We start from the raw sequence: 14330 nt of genomic DNA, 5'->3' as shown, positions 1-14330 counted from the left end.
TCCGCCTCGTCCCTTTTTTGATAGGAGACCTGATCTTTAGGGCGATCGGAACAACCTGTGTCGTCGCAGATCCGTACCGTGTTCCCGGTGACGGACGGATCCTGCGCGCACGCGGCCAACAGCAACAACAGCCCCGGTGCGAGTAAACGGCGATACATGGGTACTTTCCTCAAATTTTTATCGGCGCCGCAATGCTTCGAGCTATCCCACCCCGCGAGCTCGTACCCGGTTGCGCGCGGCGCAGCGGATACAATTCCATCCGCCAACGCCGACACGCAGTCCTAGGCTCTCTCAGGTTCTCTCTTCGAATCGTTCCATCACTACTTCATTGCTGCCGCTTTTCGCTGTCCGACCAGGGCCGGAATCGATCTCCAAACATGACGCAACAAACAATAGTGACGTGGTGAGCAATAATAATGGAGAAAAACGGCATGTCAAGGCCCTTAGCGTGTTTGAAGTTTGCGTGACACGTCAGCTTTGATATGCTCTACCTCGCCCAAAACCCCTGGAGACCCCATCGAGATGTCCACCACCGAGCAGGCCAACGTCGATCTCATCACCGCCAACAAGGTGCGCGATCTCCTGAACCGGAACGGCATTCCGCCGCGCAGCCACAACACGACGATCGCGAACGTGCTCGGCCTGAGCTTCTCGGTCGTCACGCGCAAGATGAAAGGCCTGATCCCGTGGAACCTGTCGCAGTTGCAGGACATCGCGACGCACTTCGGCGTGCCGCCCGCGATCCTGCTCGACGACAAGGGCACGCAGCCGGCCGCGGCCGAGATGATCGACGCGACGTTCGTGATCGAGTCGAAGCGCTTTCGCTGCCGCGCCGCGATCTCGACGAAGGCGACCAGCCAGATCGAAACGGATTTCGTCGCGCTGCAGTGGCAGGGCGAATGGATCGTCACCGAACGCGAGCATGCGCGTGAGGGCCGCACGTATCCGGTCGACGTGATCGAGCTGCGCTCGGCGCAGCCGAATGTGTACGCGGCGCGCATCGCCGTGGTCGACGATTCGCACGACGTCGCCGAAACGGTCTGTGAATACTTCATCGAGAAAGGCGTGAACGCGATTCCGTACTTCGACGGTGCGAGCTTCCGCAAGGCGCTAGAGGTCGAGGATTTCGATGGCTACATCCTCGACTGGATGCTCGGCGACCAGACGGCCGCCGAACTCGTGCGCGGCATCCGCTCGAGCGAGAACAGCGGCGCGCCGATCTTCCTGCTGACTGGCAAGATCTCGACCGGCGAAGCGAGCGAGGACGAGATTGCGCACATCGTGTCGCACTACAACGCGCGCTGCGAAGAAAAGCCCGTGCGCCTGCCGATCCTGTTCGCGGAAGTCGCCCGCGAACTGAAACTCACGCTGCCGGCGGCAGCGGCCGCGACGAACTGAGCACCGAGCACGGAAACGGCGACCGGCGCGACAACCCGCTACACGCACCATAAGACCGAGGGAAAAACATGCGCATTTCAACCATCTGGATCAAAAGCCTGCTGACAACCTGCCTGCTCGGGATGGCCACCGCGGCGTGGGCCGCGTCGTCGTTCACGTTCACCGTCGACGGCAAGATCAGCAAGAGCAACCAGCAGGGAAAGATGAGCTACGTCTTTTCCGAGCAGGCGCTGATGGCGCTGCCGCAGCATACGATCGTCACGTCGACGAGCTGGACGCCGAAGGCGACCTTCACCGGCCCGCGCCTGTCCGACGTGCTGAAGACGGTCGGCGCGCACGGCACGCAGATCGAATTTCGCTGCATCGACGAATACACGTTCACGATTCCCGTGTCGGACGCCGACAAGTACGGCGTGATCCTCGCGCGGACGATGAACGGCAAGGTGCTCGGCAACGACAACTACGGCCCGTTGTGGATCATGTATCCGCGAGACCAGTATCCCGACGAGCTGAAGACGCCGCTCGGCGAAGCCAAGTTCGCGTGGCAGATCATCGGTCTGACCGTGAAGTGACATGACGCGGCGGCGATGGAAAAATAGAAAAATCATCCTGGTCCTCGGCTCGCTGTGGATCATGGGGTTCGCCGCGTGGGCGTTCCTGCTGTGGGATCTCCTCGCCACCTCGGTCAACGAGGGCGTGCTCGAGGGGCCGCGCGAAGGCGTGTTCTGGACCGCCGCGCAATACCGAAACGTCTATACGCGCTTCGATCGTCAGCTGATTCTTTACGCGACGCGCGAGGACGACGACTTCGATCACGTGCAGATGCAGCTCGACAGCCTGTCGGTGTCGTTCGGGTTCCTGCAGCGGCCGTCGGAAGTGTCCCAATACTGGCTGCGCGTCCCGCGCGCGCGCAACGAGATCGACGCGCTGGGCGAATTCATGACGCGCCTGAAGCGCGAGGTGCCGCTGCTGCGCGAGTCGCCGATGCAGGCGCGGCAGGTGATCGACGAAGTCAATGCGTATTGGCCGAAAGTTAACGGCCTCGCGAACTACTTCCGCGCGATCGAAATGGCTCAGCGCGATTTCACGTTCCATCAACTGAAGGACAAACAGCGCGCGATCCTGATCCTCGGCATCGTGCTCGGTGTGCTCCTGTGCGCGCTGTTCCTGCTGCTGCTCTATACGATGCGCACGCGCGACGACCTGCTCGAACGGCAAAACGCCGCGCTCGATGCGGAGCGCAAGGCGTCGGACCGCGCGTTCGAGATGATCGAGGCGAAGAATGCGTTCCTCGGGATGGTCAGCCACGAACTGCGCACGCCGCTGCAGGCGATCTGCGGATCGATCGAGATCCTGCTCGCGCGCTCGCAGTCCGACGCGAACCTGAAGACGATTCGGCGGCTGCAGAACTCCGCGCTGTCGCTGGAGGCGCTCGTCAAGGACCTCACCGACTACATCAAGCTGCGCTCGACGAAGCGCGTCGCCGAACTGGAGACCGTCGGCATCGCGCCGCTGCTCGCCGAAGCGCTCGAACCGCTACGCGAGAAGATCGTCGCGAAACGGATCGCGGTCACGCAGCTCGTCGAGCCGCCCGGCCTCGCGATCCGCTCCGATCGCAAGCTGCTGCGACAGGTGCTGTCGAATCTGATCGAGAACTCGGTCAAGTACACTGTCGGCGGCTCGATCACGGTCGCGATCACGCTTGCCGACGCGGCGGCCGGCCAGCAATTGAAGATCGCCGTGCGCGACACCGGCGCCGGCATCGCGAAACAACATCTGTCGAAGATCTTCGAGCCGTTCTATCGCGCGAACGACGCGGTCGGGCTGCACGTCGATGGGATCGGCATGGGGCTCGCGGTCGTGCGCGAAATCGTGACGACGCTACGCGGGCATGTGGACGTGCGCAGCGTGGTCGGCGAAGGCAGCGAGTTCGTCGTGACGCTGCCGGTCGAAGTGCCGGGCGTCGATACGGCCGGCACTGCCGCCGGCGATGCGCCCGCGCCGCCGCCCGCGCTGGCGTACCACGGCCGGCGCGCGCTGGTGGTCGACGACAACGACAACGCGCGCGAAACGCTCGGCGCGATGCTCTCGGCGCTCGGCGTCGACGCCGATCTGTGCGGCACCGGGCAGGAAGGCGTCGCGCGCTTCGGCACGGGCCGCTACGACCTCGTCGTGCTCGATCTCGAACTGCCGGACCTGAGCGGATTCGACGTGGCGCGGCGTATTCGGGCGGTGGCGGAACCCGACGACAACGGTCGGCATCCGGCGATCCTCGGCGTCAGCGCGTATGAATCGGCGGCGCTGCGCGAGAACCAGCGGGTGTTCGACGCGTTCCTGCCGAAGCCGGTCCACCTGCGCGAGCTCGGCGCGCTCGTCGAGACACTGCTCGCCTGAGCCGCGCGCCGGCGCGGCATCACGCGTGCCCGTTGCCCGGCGATTCGCCTACTCGCCTACTCGCCTACTCGCCTACTCGCCTACTCGCCTACTCGCCGAGCAGATGCAGCACGATATCGCGCCGGTGCGCCGCGCGACGATGCTCGAATAGATAGATCCCCTGCCACGTGCCGAGCACCATGCGTCCGTGCTCGACCGGGATCGATAGTTGCACCTGCGTGAGCGCCGTGCGCAGATGCGCGGGCATGTCGTCGGCGCCTTCGGTGTCGTGCTCGTAGCGCGTGTCGTCCTCGGGCGCGAGCGTCGCGAAATAGCGTTCGATATCGCGCTGCACCGACGGATCCGCGTTCTCCTGGATCAGCAGCGACGCCGACGTATGGCGGCAGAACACCGTGAGCAGGCCGGTTCGGATCGCCTGCTGGTCGACGAACGCGCGCACCTGCGGCGTAATTTCGACGAGGCCGCCGCCGCGCGTGTCGACGCCGACGTGCGTGATGGCCTGTTGCATCGCCATGACCTCAGGCCAGCGCGGCGAAGCCGTCGGCTTCGATCTGTTTCGCGTCGGCGGGGCGCACGACGCGTGCGACTTCGACCCCGTCGCGCAGGAACACCAGCGTCGGCCACAGCTTCACGCCGAACGAGCGGCCGAGCGGACGGCCGGGGCCGTCCTCGATCTTCAAGTGCCGCACGGCAGGATGCGCGGAGAACGACGCCGTGATCGCGGGCTGCGCGCCTGCGCAGATCCCGCACCAGTTCGCGCCGAATTCGATGACGGTTGCGCCGCCCAGTGCGTCGACTTCCGCGCGGGTCGGCGCGTTGGCGGTGTAGCGTTGCTCGGTGTCCATCAGGCCCTCGTGTGCGTTGGCGGAACGTGACTGCACGCGCCGGCGCGATGCGGGCGGGTGCGGCCTTCGATTTCTTACTGTAGCGGAAAAGCCCGCGCGCTGCCGGCGCGGTCCGCGCGCATCGTCCGGAATGACACGACAAGATTCGGAGCGCCGCATCGCCGCGACGGGATCAGCATGGGAACCGATCCCGTCAACAAAGGCCTCGACCATGAATGCACCGCATTGCGTCACCGAACCGAACATCCTCTACTTCGGCACGCCCGTCGTGCTGGTCAGCACGCTGAACGAAAACGGCACGGCCAATCTCGCGCCGATCTCGTCCGCGTTCTGGCTCGGCTGGCGCGGCGTGATCGGCATCGCCGCCAGTTCGCAGACCACCCGCAACCTGCTGCGCACCGGCGAATGCGTGCTGAACCTGCCGTCGTCGGCGCAGGCGGACGCGGTCGACCGAATCGCGCGCACGACGGGCACGTACCCGGTACCCGACGGCAAACGCGCGAAGGGCTACGTATTCGAACCGGACAAGTTCGGCACGGCCGGGCTGACCGAAGCGGCATCGCAAACCGTCACGCCGCCGCGCGCGCTCGAATGCCCGGTGCACATGGAGGCGGTCGTCGCGGCCACCTACGGAATCGGCGACGACACGCCCGACCTGCGCGGCCGCATCCGCGTGTTCGAGCTGCGCATCCAGCGCGTGCACGTGCATCCCGACCTGCTGATGGACGGTCATCCGGACCGCATCGATCCGGACAAGTGGTCGCCGCTGATCATGAGCTTCCAGAAGTTCTACGGGCTGGCGCCGCGGCAGGTGCATCCGTCGCGGCTCGCCGAGATTCCCGAACGCGCGTATCGCAGCCCCGACATCGAGCGTTCGCGCGACGCGGGCACGCTGGCCGGTAGCGCACGGTAATGAAGCGCGCGGGAGAACGCCTGTGAATCCGATACGCCGCCCTGCTGCCACCCGTGCGGCCGATGTCGCCGCGCCGGCCCGGCATCGCCTCGTGCTGCCGGCGCTGTGCATCGCCGTGCTGATCGCGCAGATCGACACGGCGATCGTCAATCTCGCGACCGAACCGATCGGCACCGCGTTCGGCGCCCGCGTCAGCGCGCTGCAGTGGGTGATCGACGCGTACAACCTCGCGTATGCGGTGCTGCTGCTCACGGGCGGCCTGATCGGCGACCTGTACGGTCGGCGGCGTGCATTCGTGCTCGGCGCGACGGTGTTGAGCGGCGCGTCGGTCGTGTGCGCGCTCGCGCCGACGCTGGGCGTGCTGATCGCGGGCCGCGCGCTCGCCGGCGCGGGCGCCGCGCTGCTGATCCCCGCGTCGCTCGCGATCGTCCGCGTGCTCTGGCGCGATCCGGCCGAACGCGCACGCGCGCTCGGCATCTGGGCCGCGTGCGGCGGCATCGCGATGATCGTCGGCCCGACGCTCGGCGGCGTGCTGATCCACGCGTTCGGCTGGCGCAGCATCTTCGGCGTCGTGATTCCGTTCGGCATCGCCGCGATCGCACTCGCCAGCGCCGTCGTGCCGGAATCGGCCGATCCGCGGGGCCGGCGCTTCGATCCGGCCGCGCAGGTGCTCGGTGCGATCGCGATCGGCTGCGTCGTATTCGCGACGATCGACGCGCGCCACGACCCGCAGCGCGCGGCGCTGCTAATCGGGACCGGCGCGGCCGCGATCGCGCTGTTCGTGCGGATCGAACGGCGGCTCGGCACGGCCGCGCTCGTGCCGCTCGACCTGTTCGCGAATCGCGCGTTCCGCGGGATGCTGGTCGGCAACGGCGCCATGACGTTCGGCGGCTACGGGATGCTGTTCGTGCTCCCGCTCGCATGGCAAAGCCACCACGTGCTCGACGCCAGCGGCGCCAGCCTCGCACTGCTGCCGATGTCGGTGCCGTTCGCGCTCGTGTCGTTCGGCTCCGGTGCCGTTGCGGCCCGCGTCGGCGCACGCACGGCCGGCGCGGGCGGCGTCGCGCTGATGGGGCTCGGGCTCGCCGCGATCGGCATCGGCGCGGCCGGGTCGACGAATCCGCACGCGCCGATGCTCGCGTGGGCCGAGGCGGGGCTCGCGCTGACCGGCACGGGCCTCGGCCTCGCGGTCGGCTCGCTGGCCGCGACGGCCGTCGGCGCAGTCGACGCCGCGCGCGCCGGCACCGCGGCATCGCTGATGAACGTGACGCGGATGATCGGCGCGGTCTTCGGCGTCGCGCTGCTGGGCGCGCTGTACGACGCGTGCGGCGGCGGCGCGTCGGGGCTGCGGGTCGCGATGCTGACGGGCAGCGCGCTGCAGCTCGCGGGCGCGGCGCTCGCGTGGCGCACGGCCGGCACCGGCACGCGGGCCGGCGCACCGAGGCCGATCGGATAAGATACGGCCGGCCACGCACCTTGGCCCATGACCGAACCGACGGAGTGTTTTCAGTGATTCAACCGACCCCAGTATTCAAGGACAACCTCGCGCAACTGCCGGCCATCGACGGCATCGCGCGCATCGATCTCGTCGGCGCGAACGGCGACGTGGTCGCGACCATCGAGAACCAGCCAGGCAAGCAGGGCTCGCTCGCGGTGTACCACTATCTGAAGCAGGCGTTCGGCACGCTCGACGCGAAAGCGGCCGAGCACGGCCTCGCGGTGTTCGCCGAGCATACGGCCGACGCGCGCAATCGTCCGGGCGCGCACCCGAACGTCGATCGTCTGCTGGCGATCGTGGCCGGCGGCGACGCACTGCGCATCGACGTCGTCGCGAAGGACTGAGTCGGCGGCGACACGTACGCGTGCCGCCAGGCGGCGCGCGCGACCGTGACGGACGGGCGAAAAAGCGCTTGCCGCGCCCGTCCCACTTTCCCCGGAGACAACCAGCGTGCTTCCTTCCGTTGCCTCGCCGCTCACCCGGCATCTGGCGTCGATCGTTTCGGTCGCGGTATTTGCCGGCGCCACGTTCGGCGGCACGGCATCGGCCAAGCCGCTGCGCACGGCCTCCGATATCGTCGGAGCGTCGCTCGTGCCGCTCGGCACGCTGCCGCACTCGCCTGAAAGAGGTTCGCTCGATCCGTTCTGCACGCAATATCGCGCGAAGCCGACCACGGCGGCCGGCCGCGAAGTCGCGAAGCGCGACTGGATCGTGACATCCGAGGCACCGCTTGGGCGCTACACGGTCGTGAGCTTCGCGAGCGGATTCAACGCCGGCACGAGCGCAATCTGTTTCGCGCGCAACGGCAACCTCGGCGTATTCGAGGGCGCGACGCTCGTCGCGCTGGGCTACACGGCGCGCAAGGCAGGCTGGCAGCTCGGCTCGGTCGATCGTCTGGAGAATGGTGCACTGCTCGTCTGGGGCGGCGACGGCCCCGGAGCGCCCGTCGGCGAGCTGCACGAGGAAAACGGCGGCCTGCGGCTGACCCGCGTCGCCGCCGAAAGCACGCACTGCAGCGGCCGCGCGGTCGTGCCGAACGTATACGGCAAGCCGCTCGACGCGGCCCGCAAGATACTGATCGCGCATGGCTGGCAACCGCTGCGGCCGCGCGAGAAGCCGGACGCGATGGACGGGGCTGCAACGCTCGCGAAGCGCGGCATTATCGAAGCCGAAGCGTGCTCGGGCACCGGCGTCGGGTATTGCGCGCTGCGCTACCGGAATGCGGCCGGCGTGCTCGGCGTGACGACGGTGGGCGGCGAGCCGGATCGGCCTTCCGAGAACACCGTGATCGACTATCAGGTTGCCTGTCGCAAGCAGTGAACGGCTTGCAGGCGGCGCATGCGCGATGCATGCGTCATGCGATCCGTGCCGCCAGGCCATCGTCCGTTCGCTCGATTGACCGGCTTCGCCCGCCCTCCTAAACTGGCTTCCCTTTTACGCCGCCCGCGCAAAAGGGACTGCCATGATCGACTTCTCCACGCTCGCGCTGTTCTCCGGCGCGTGTCTCGCGCTGACCATTACGCCGGGCCCCGACATGTTGCTGATCGCGTCCCGCAGTGTGAGCCAGGGGCGACGCGCCGGCTTCGCGACGCTCGCGGGCATCCAGGCCGGCACCTACTGCCACGCGCTCGCGGCCGCGTTCGGTCTGTCGCAGCTGTTCGTTGCGGTGCCGCTCGCCTATGACGCGGTGCGCTTCGCAGGCGCCGCGTATCTGCTGTATCTCGCGTGGAAAACCTTCCGTTCGAGTGCGACCGCGTTGTCGCCCGTCGCGTCGCCACGTCGCCATTCGACCGCGACGATCTTTCGACAAGGGCTGACGACGAACCTGCTGAACCCGAAGATGGCGCTGTTCGTGCTCGCGCTGTTCCCGCAGTTCGTGCGGCCCGAGCACGGCTCGATCGCCGTGCAGATTCTCGTGCTCGCGACGGTGCTCAACCTGATCGGGATCGTCGTGAACGGCGCGGTGATTCTGTCCGCGAGCCGGCTGAGCCAGCGGATCGGCGCGCGCCGCCGGCCGTCGAAAGTACCGCAGTATCTGCTGGGGTCGGTGTTCGTGGTGCTGGCGGCGCGGCTCGCGATAGCGGGACGGCACTGAGGGCAGCCAGCAGCGCGAACGGAACCGTGCGCGCCCCGACGACACGCGAGGCCGTCAGTCGTCGCGACCGGTACCCGAATCACGCGTGTCCATCACCACGCGCAACGCACCGCTATCGAGGATGCTTGCCGGCGTCACCGTGCGGCGGTGCCACGGAATCCGGCCGAAATACCAGATCCTCCAGAAGCCGAGCGGATGATCGGGATTCCGGTGCAGCAGCGTGTAGAAGGTCTCGACGTCGCCGAGCACGATCCGCGTCGCCTCGCACACGACCTCGCGCACGAAACGTGAGCAAAACTGCCGGCGCGACGCGAGATTGAAACCCGTGTCGTAGACCACACCGATCCGGCGCATCGCCGCGGCGACGAGTTCGCGACGCTGCGCGGCGTCGAGCGGCTGCCTGAGCCGCGCGATCACGCATGCGCCGCGATCGGAGCGCGCGAGAAACCGCGACATCGTCGTGACGCGCGACAGCGGAAACGTGCTTTCGGCGATCAGCGTCTCGCCGCCACGCTCGCCGACGACGATGCCGACGTGATTCGTCCATGAACGCGTCGCGCTCGCCACTTCGAGAAACGGCCGCACGGTGACGCGGATGAAGACGATGTCGCCGATTTCCGGTTCGGCCGGCAACGGCTCGGCAAGCGAGTCGGGAGCGCCGGCGAAAAGGAGCCGCCGGCGCGCGCCGGGCGAACGGATCAGAAGCGGCTGGCGGCCGGTGTCGACGACCATACGAACCTCGCGCGAGTGGACATGGCGCGAGCATGGCAGGCGCAGCCGCACGCCGCATCCGCTTCATCTGCAAGGGCGGGAATCCGCGCCGCCGGGTGGCGGATTTCGATACTGGCGTGACACGCGAAGCGCCCGAACCCAGCACCCTTCAGCGCGTCGCACCCAGCGCCACGCGCAGCCGCTCCATCAACCGCGTGTAATGCCGCAGCACGTCGTCCTTCGACACGACATTCGCGGTCGAGAAACGCTCGGACCATGCCAGCTTCCATTGATACGAACCGTGCACGCTGCGGTCGCCGTCGGGCGCCTGGATCAGCGAGCGGATCCGCGCGTCGCGGCCCGGCCCCGTATGCATCTCGAACAACGCGTGGATGAACGTGTGATACGCGTCGTACACGTCGTCGTCGAACAGGTAGCGGTATATGTGGAACGTGCGGTCGAGGTCACGCTTCGCGCGGATCACGTCGTCCGGCGAGATGTCCTTCCAGTAACCGATCCACGTGTAGAAGCACAGCAGCGCATTGAGCTGCGGCGCGACCGTGTCGTACAGCGAGAGCCGCTTCTCGATCAGCCGCTGGTTGGTCCACTGCACGAGCTCGAGCCGCTTCAGTCGGCGCGCGACGAGCCAGCCGAGACAGGCGACCGACAACGGCGTCAGCACGCCGAGCGCGAGCTTGACGATTTCCAGCGAATTCCACGGCGTATTGAATGGCTGCATGTAGGGCTCGACAGGAAGAAACGCATCCTCTGCGACGCGCGGCCCGGCGCGCCACGCAGCGCCGCTGGGCCGATCGCGTCGGCATTGACCGTTAGTTGCTTGCACATCGAACAGTACGCGAGCGCACCGGCACTCCGTGCGACGCGACTCACCCCGTCAGTGTATCGGGCGATTGTCACCGCGCGATGACCGCGCGTCGACGCGCCACCGCGCGCCCGCTTCGCGCTAGGTCGGTAGCGCCGACGTGAGCTTGACCTTCTGCATCGGAATGTCGGTCTTCACGCTGAGCACGCCGGGGATGCGCGTCAGGTATTCCATCTGGAAGCGCCGGTAATCGTCGATGTCGGCCGCGACGACGCGCAGCAGGAAATCGCAGTCGCCGGCCATCAGGTGGCATTCGACGACTTCTGGCATCTGCTGGACGGCCTCGGCGAAACGGTTCACCGATTCCGCGTCCTGCCCCTTCAGCCACACGCGCGTGAAGATCGTCAGCCCCTTGCCGACCTTCGCCGGGTTCAGCACGGCCACGTACTTCTCGATCACGCCGGCTTCCTCGAGCAGCCGTACGCGCCGCAGGCACGGCGACGGCGACAGCCCCACCTCGTGCGCGAGCTCCACGTTCTGCATACGGCCGTCGCGCTGCAGCGCGCTCAGGATCCGGCGGTCGATAGCGTCAAGTTTCATTTGGCATCGGATTCCAAAAAATTCGTGTATCACGCGTTCAATGCCAAATTCTGAGAAAAATCTGGCGACAACGCAACCCGATTCGAGTCAAAAAAGCAGACAATTCCTCCCCCGAAGGAGGAGTGATGAGCAGTAGCGTTTCAACGTCGTCCGGGCTTCGCAACAAGCCCGCCTATGTCGCCGAGATGGGTCGCGGTTTGCGCGCGGCGCTGCCCGTCATGCTCGGTTTCGTGCCGTTCGCGCTGGTGCTGGGCGCGCAGGCCGCGCAGAAAGGACTGAGCCTGTTCGAGGTGCCGATGATGACGGGCCTGAACTTCGGCGGCGGCTCCGAATTCGCGGCGATCCATCTGTGGACGTCGCCGCCGCACATCGCGCTGATCGTCGCGATGTCGTTCCTCGTGAATTCGCGCCACATCCTGATGGGCGCCGCGTTCGAGCCGTATATCCGGCGCCTGCCGCGCCGCCGCGCGTTCGTCGCGCTGTTCTTCATGTGCGACGAGAGCTGGGCGATGTCGCTCGCCGATGCACGCGAGCGCTCGGCCACGCACATCAGCGTGCCCTATTACGCGGGCATCTGCATCGGGCTCTATCTGACGTGGATCTCGATGACGACGCTCGGCGCGGCGGTCGGCCCGACGATCGGCAACGTCGAACAGTACGGCTTCGACATGGCGTTCACGGCCGTGTTTCTGGTGCTGCTGCGCGGCATGTGGAAAGGCGTGCGTGCGAGCCGTCCGTGGTTCGTGAGCCTCGTCGTCGCGGCGGCCACCCATCTCGCGCTGCCCGGTGCGTGGTACGTCGCGGCCGGCGCCTGCGCGGGGCTGATCGCCGCGCTGCTGTGGGAGCCGCGCGATGCCTGAGCTTCCGGATTTCGGCACGGTCGCGACGATCGTGCTGATGGCGTCGACCACCTACCTGTCGCGCATTCTCGGCTACGTGCTGCTGCGCAACCGCACGCTGAGCCCGCGCATGGCGTCGGTGATGGAGAACGTGCCCGGCTGCGTGCTGATCTCGGTGATCGCGCCGGCCTTCGTGTCGACGCGCCCGGCCGACCTGCTCGCGCTTGCACTCACGCTGCTTGCGGCGACGCGCCTGTCGATCCTGCCGACCGTCATCGTCGGCGTCGTGTCGGCCGGCCTGCTGCGCTACCTGCTCGGCTGAGCGGTGCCGCCGGCCACCCCGGCACCGCATTCCACGACACGACGAACGGGCGCGCGATGCGCCCGTTTTCACGTCCACGCCGGCCGACGTCATGCGCGCGACACGACGATCCTCGCGCGGGAGTGCTAGCCTTGTGGCTTGCGCCACGCCGCCCTTCCCGTCTGATTGCCCTTCGCGAGGATCGCCCCGATGCAAGCAACCCGCCCGCTGTTCGACCGTGTCCTGCTCACCAACGACGACGGATTCGACGCGCCCGGCCTCGACATACTCGAACAGGTCGCCACGCAACTCGCCCGCGAAGTGTGGATCGTCGCTCCAGCCGAAGACCAGAGCGGCACGTCGCATTCGCTGAGCCTGCACGAACCGCTGCGCGTGCATCGCAAGGGCGAGCACCGCTTCGCGGTGCGCGGCACGCCCGGCGACAGCGTCGCGATCGCGGTCAGCCACCTGATGAAGGGCGCGCGGCCCGACGTCGTGCTGTCCGGCGTGAATCGCGGCGCGAACCTCGGCACCGAAACGGTGTTTTCCGGCACGGTCGGCGCGGCGATGACGAGCATGCTGGTCGGCGTGCCGGCCATCGCGCTGAGCCAGGCCTTCACCGATCGCAATGCGGTGCCGTGGGGCACCGCGCTCGCGCATGCGCCGGACGTCATCCGCCGGCTCGTCGCCGCCGGCTGGGACAGCGACGCGTGCCTCAACGTGAATTTCCCGCCGCGGCCGGCCGACGACGTACGCGGCCTGAAGGTGACGAACCAGGGCGCCGGCACGCTGCAGGGCGTCGAGATCGTGTCGGGACGCGACCCGCGCGAGATCGACTATCACTGGCTGAAGCTCGCGCGCGCGCCGCGCGACGACGATGCGGATTCGGAAACGGTCGCGCTGGGCGAAGGGTACATCGCGGTCACGCCGCTTAAGTTCGAGCGCACGCACGATCAGGCGCTCGCACGGCTGCGGTCGAACCTCGGCTGATCGATCGCGCGTTCGAACGGACCCGGCGGTGGCGCATACGATGCGCGCGCCGCCGGTTCACCGCGTCAGCCGTCGCCCGTCACCCCATCAAGTCAGGTTCAACCCGCCGTCGAGCATCACGATCTCGCCCGTCACGTAATCGGACGCGACGAGCATCGCGACCGTCTGCGCGATATCGTCCGGCGTCGCCGCGCGACGCATCGGCGCGCGCTCGCGCCAGAGCTGCTGCGCGTCCGTCCAGTCGGCGGTCAGCGGCGTATCGACGAGCCCCGGCGCGACCGCGTTGACGCGGATCGCCGGCGCGAGCGTGCGGGCGAGCAGCCGTGTCGTGTGATTGAGCGCGGCCTTCGCGGCCGCATACGGAATCGACGCGCCCTTCGGCCGCACGCCGGCATGCGAGCTGACGTTCACCACACATCCGGCCCGCCCGCGCGACGCCGACTCGCGCAGCGCGGCCTCCGCTTCGGCCACCAGCCGGAACGGCGCGATCACGTTGATTTCGTGCATCTCGCGCCACACGTCGGACGTGGCGGCCGCGAGGTCGTCATGCGCGATCACGCGGCTGACGCCCGCGTTGTTGACGAGCACGTCGAGCCGCCCGTGCACGGCGAGCGCGTCGCGAATCAATCTCACGCGCTCGGCATCGTCGGCGAGATCGGCCTGCACGTAAGCCGCGCCGAGTTCGCGCGCCATCGCACGCCCGGTCTCGGCCGAGCGACGCGAATGCAGGATCACCGCGTAGCCGTCGGCCGCGAGACGCCGCGCGACGGCCGCGCCGATCCCCGACGTCGAGCCGGTGACGAGCGCGACCGGCCGGTGCAGGCGCGCCGCGCGCGGCTCGCCGGCGGTTTCGGTTTCAGGTGCCGTTTCGGCAATCGGGGCAGACATCGGCGGCAGCGGCGCGTCCATGGCGTGGAACCCAG

At 67.7% G+C, this 14330-nt stretch carries 17 protein-coding genes and 1 pseudogene; 11 read left to right on the top strand and 7 right to left on the bottom strand.

Annotation, left to right across the window (positions count from 1 at the left end; translation table 11 throughout):
- Positions 1 to 158: pseudogene (locus H0X91_RS26805) on the bottom strand (sel1 repeat family protein); the annotation flags it as partial.
- Positions 159 to 522: 364 nt separating this feature from the next.
- Here H0X91_RS26805 and H0X91_RS26800 point away from each other — a divergent pair.
- The 3 genes from H0X91_RS26800 to atsR all read left to right on the top strand — a co-directional run bounded on the left by H0X91_RS26800 (position 523) and on the right by atsR (position 3792).
- Positions 523 to 1398: a response regulator gene (locus H0X91_RS26800; protein WP_006485493.1), complete on the top strand. Its 876-nt coding sequence runs from the start codon at positions 523 to 525 to the stop codon at positions 1396 to 1398.
- A 68-nt stretch (positions 1399 to 1466) separates the two neighbouring features.
- Complete coding sequence (locus tag H0X91_RS26795) at positions 1467 to 1970, top strand: molybdopterin-dependent oxidoreductase (RefSeq protein WP_006485477.1); 504 nt, start codon at positions 1467 to 1469, stop codon at positions 1968 to 1970.
- Between the two features lies 1 nt (position 1971).
- The gene (gene atsR, locus H0X91_RS26790) at positions 1972 to 3792 is read left to right on the top strand and encodes a hybrid sensor histidine kinase/response regulator AtsR (RefSeq protein ID WP_058902657.1); all 1821 of its coding nucleotides are present in this window, start codon (positions 1972 to 1974) and stop codon (positions 3790 to 3792) included.
- 88 nt (positions 3793 to 3880) lie between these two features.
- Here the strand turns inward: atsR and H0X91_RS26785 are convergent, their stop codons facing one another.
- Positions 3881 to 4300 carry a secondary thiamine-phosphate synthase enzyme YjbQ gene (locus tag H0X91_RS26785; RefSeq protein WP_012493085.1) on the bottom strand — a complete coding sequence of 140 codons (420 nt, stop codon included), beginning with the start codon at positions 4298 to 4300 and terminating at the stop codon, positions 3881 to 3883.
- A 10-nt stretch (positions 4301 to 4310) separates the two neighbouring features.
- Entirely contained in the window at positions 4311 to 4637 is a 327-nt protein-coding gene (locus H0X91_RS26780) for a thioredoxin family protein (RefSeq protein ID WP_006485487.1), read from the bottom strand.
- Positions 4638 to 4848: 211 nt separating this feature from the next.
- Between H0X91_RS26780 and H0X91_RS26775 the strand changes: the two genes are divergently transcribed.
- The 5 genes from H0X91_RS26775 to H0X91_RS26755 all read left to right on the top strand — a co-directional run bounded on the left by H0X91_RS26775 (position 4849) and on the right by H0X91_RS26755 (position 9143).
- Entirely contained in the window at positions 4849 to 5550 is a 702-nt protein-coding gene (locus tag H0X91_RS26775; protein ID WP_027812970.1) for a flavin reductase family protein, read from the top strand.
- 22 nt (positions 5551 to 5572) lie between these two features.
- Positions 5573 to 7006, top strand: coding sequence for an MFS transporter (locus H0X91_RS26770; RefSeq protein ID WP_058902656.1), 1434 nt, complete (start codon positions 5573 to 5575; stop codon positions 7004 to 7006).
- A 53-nt stretch (positions 7007 to 7059) separates the two neighbouring features.
- Complete coding sequence (locus H0X91_RS26765) at positions 7060 to 7392, top strand: DUF2322 family protein (protein WP_006493310.1); 333 nt, start codon at positions 7060 to 7062, stop codon at positions 7390 to 7392.
- A 106-nt stretch (positions 7393 to 7498) separates the two neighbouring features.
- Positions 7499 to 8368: a PASTA domain-containing protein gene (locus tag H0X91_RS26760; RefSeq protein ID WP_060265467.1), complete on the top strand. Its 870-nt coding sequence runs from the start codon at positions 7499 to 7501 to the stop codon at positions 8366 to 8368.
- Between the two features lie 142 nt (positions 8369 to 8510).
- Positions 8511 to 9143, top strand: a complete 633-nt coding sequence (locus tag H0X91_RS26755; RefSeq protein WP_058902654.1) for a LysE family translocator — start codon at positions 8511 to 8513, stop codon at positions 9141 to 9143.
- Positions 9144 to 9197: 54 nt separating this feature from the next.
- Here H0X91_RS26755 and H0X91_RS26750 read toward each other — a convergent pair whose 3' ends face one another.
- The 3 genes from H0X91_RS26750 to H0X91_RS26740 form a co-directional block, all read right to left on the bottom strand.
- Positions 9198 to 9875 carry a YebB family permuted papain-like enzyme gene (locus H0X91_RS26750; RefSeq protein WP_006486296.1) on the bottom strand — a complete coding sequence of 226 codons (678 nt, stop codon included), beginning with the start codon at positions 9873 to 9875 and terminating at the stop codon, positions 9198 to 9200.
- 148 nt (positions 9876 to 10023) lie between these two features.
- The gene (locus H0X91_RS26745) at positions 10024 to 10593 is read right to left on the bottom strand and encodes a hypothetical protein (protein ID WP_062910113.1); all 570 of its coding nucleotides are present in this window, start codon (positions 10591 to 10593) and stop codon (positions 10024 to 10026) included.
- Between the two features lie 225 nt (positions 10594 to 10818).
- The gene (locus H0X91_RS26740) at positions 10819 to 11277 is read right to left on the bottom strand and encodes an Lrp/AsnC family transcriptional regulator (RefSeq protein WP_006486309.1); all 459 of its coding nucleotides are present in this window, start codon (positions 11275 to 11277) and stop codon (positions 10819 to 10821) included.
- A 125-nt stretch (positions 11278 to 11402) separates the two neighbouring features.
- On the opposite strand from H0X91_RS26740, the gene H0X91_RS26735 reads away from it, so the two are divergent.
- From H0X91_RS26735 to surE, 3 genes are all read left to right on the top strand, one after another.
- Positions 11403 to 12137, top strand: coding sequence for an AzlC family ABC transporter permease (locus tag H0X91_RS26735; RefSeq protein WP_058902653.1), 735 nt, complete (start codon positions 11403 to 11405; stop codon positions 12135 to 12137).
- On the top strand, positions 12130 to 12438 hold the full coding sequence (locus tag H0X91_RS26730) for an AzlD family protein (protein WP_006486305.1): 309 nt from the start codon (positions 12130 to 12132) through the stop codon (positions 12436 to 12438). Before H0X91_RS26735 ends, H0X91_RS26730 begins: the two co-directional genes overlap by 8 nt.
- A gap of 189 nt (positions 12439 to 12627) precedes the next feature.
- The gene (surE, locus tag H0X91_RS26725) at positions 12628 to 13407 is read left to right on the top strand and encodes a 5'/3'-nucleotidase SurE (RefSeq protein ID WP_062910114.1); all 780 of its coding nucleotides are present in this window, start codon (positions 12628 to 12630) and stop codon (positions 13405 to 13407) included.
- An 87-nt stretch (positions 13408 to 13494) separates the two neighbouring features.
- Here surE and H0X91_RS26720 read toward each other — a convergent pair whose 3' ends face one another.
- Complete coding sequence (locus tag H0X91_RS26720; protein WP_034202882.1) at positions 13495 to 14316, bottom strand: SDR family NAD(P)-dependent oxidoreductase; 822 nt, start codon at positions 14314 to 14316, stop codon at positions 13495 to 13497.
- Positions 14317 to 14330 lie beyond the last annotated feature (14 nt).

Source organism: Burkholderia sp. 9777_1386, from assembly GCF_015712265.1.
In the GTDB taxonomy this organism is placed as follows: domain Bacteria; phylum Pseudomonadota; class Gammaproteobacteria; order Burkholderiales; family Burkholderiaceae; genus Burkholderia; species Burkholderia cenocepacia.
The sequence above is the reverse complement of the archived record's forward strand: the minus strand, read 5'-3'. Positions and strand labels throughout refer to the sequence as shown.

Bases quoted from the DNA above. Each gene is read 5' to 3' on its own strand.
- H0X91_RS26800 (WP_006485493.1), top strand. From the start codon at position 523: ATGTCCACCACCGAGCAGGCCAACGTCGATCTCATCACCGCCAACAAG.
- H0X91_RS26795 (WP_006485477.1), top strand. From the start codon at position 1,467: ATGCGCATTTCAACCATCTGGATCAAAAGCCTGCTGACAACCTGCCTG.
- atsR (WP_058902657.1), top strand. From the start codon at position 1,972: ATGACGCGGCGGCGATGGAAAAATAGAAAAATCATCCTGGTCCTCGGC.
- H0X91_RS26785 (WP_012493085.1), bottom strand. From the start codon at position 4,300: ATGCAACAGGCCATCACGCACGTCGGCGTCGACACGCGCGGCGGCGGC.
- H0X91_RS26780 (WP_006485487.1), bottom strand. From the start codon at position 4,637: ATGGACACCGAGCAACGCTACACCGCCAACGCGCCGACCCGCGCGGAA.
- H0X91_RS26775 (WP_027812970.1), top strand. From the start codon at position 4,849: ATGAATGCACCGCATTGCGTCACCGAACCGAACATCCTCTACTTCGGC.
- H0X91_RS26755 (WP_058902654.1), top strand. From the start codon at position 8,511: ATGATCGACTTCTCCACGCTCGCGCTGTTCTCCGGCGCGTGTCTCGCG.
- H0X91_RS26750 (WP_006486296.1), bottom strand. From the start codon at position 9,875: ATGGTCGTCGACACCGGCCGCCAGCCGCTTCTGATCCGTTCGCCCGGC.
- H0X91_RS26745 (WP_062910113.1), bottom strand. From the start codon at position 10,593: ATGCAGCCATTCAATACGCCGTGGAATTCGCTGGAAATCGTCAAGCTC.
- H0X91_RS26740 (WP_006486309.1), bottom strand. From the start codon at position 11,277: ATGAAACTTGACGCTATCGACCGCCGGATCCTGAGCGCGCTGCAGCGC.
- H0X91_RS26735 (WP_058902653.1), top strand. From the start codon at position 11,403: ATGAGCAGTAGCGTTTCAACGTCGTCCGGGCTTCGCAACAAGCCCGCC.
- H0X91_RS26730 (WP_006486305.1), top strand. From the start codon at position 12,130: ATGCCTGAGCTTCCGGATTTCGGCACGGTCGCGACGATCGTGCTGATG.
- surE (WP_062910114.1), top strand. From the start codon at position 12,628: ATGCAAGCAACCCGCCCGCTGTTCGACCGTGTCCTGCTCACCAACGAC.
- H0X91_RS26720 (WP_034202882.1), bottom strand. From the start codon at position 14,316: ATGGACGCGCCGCTGCCGCCGATGTCTGCCCCGATTGCCGAAACGGCA.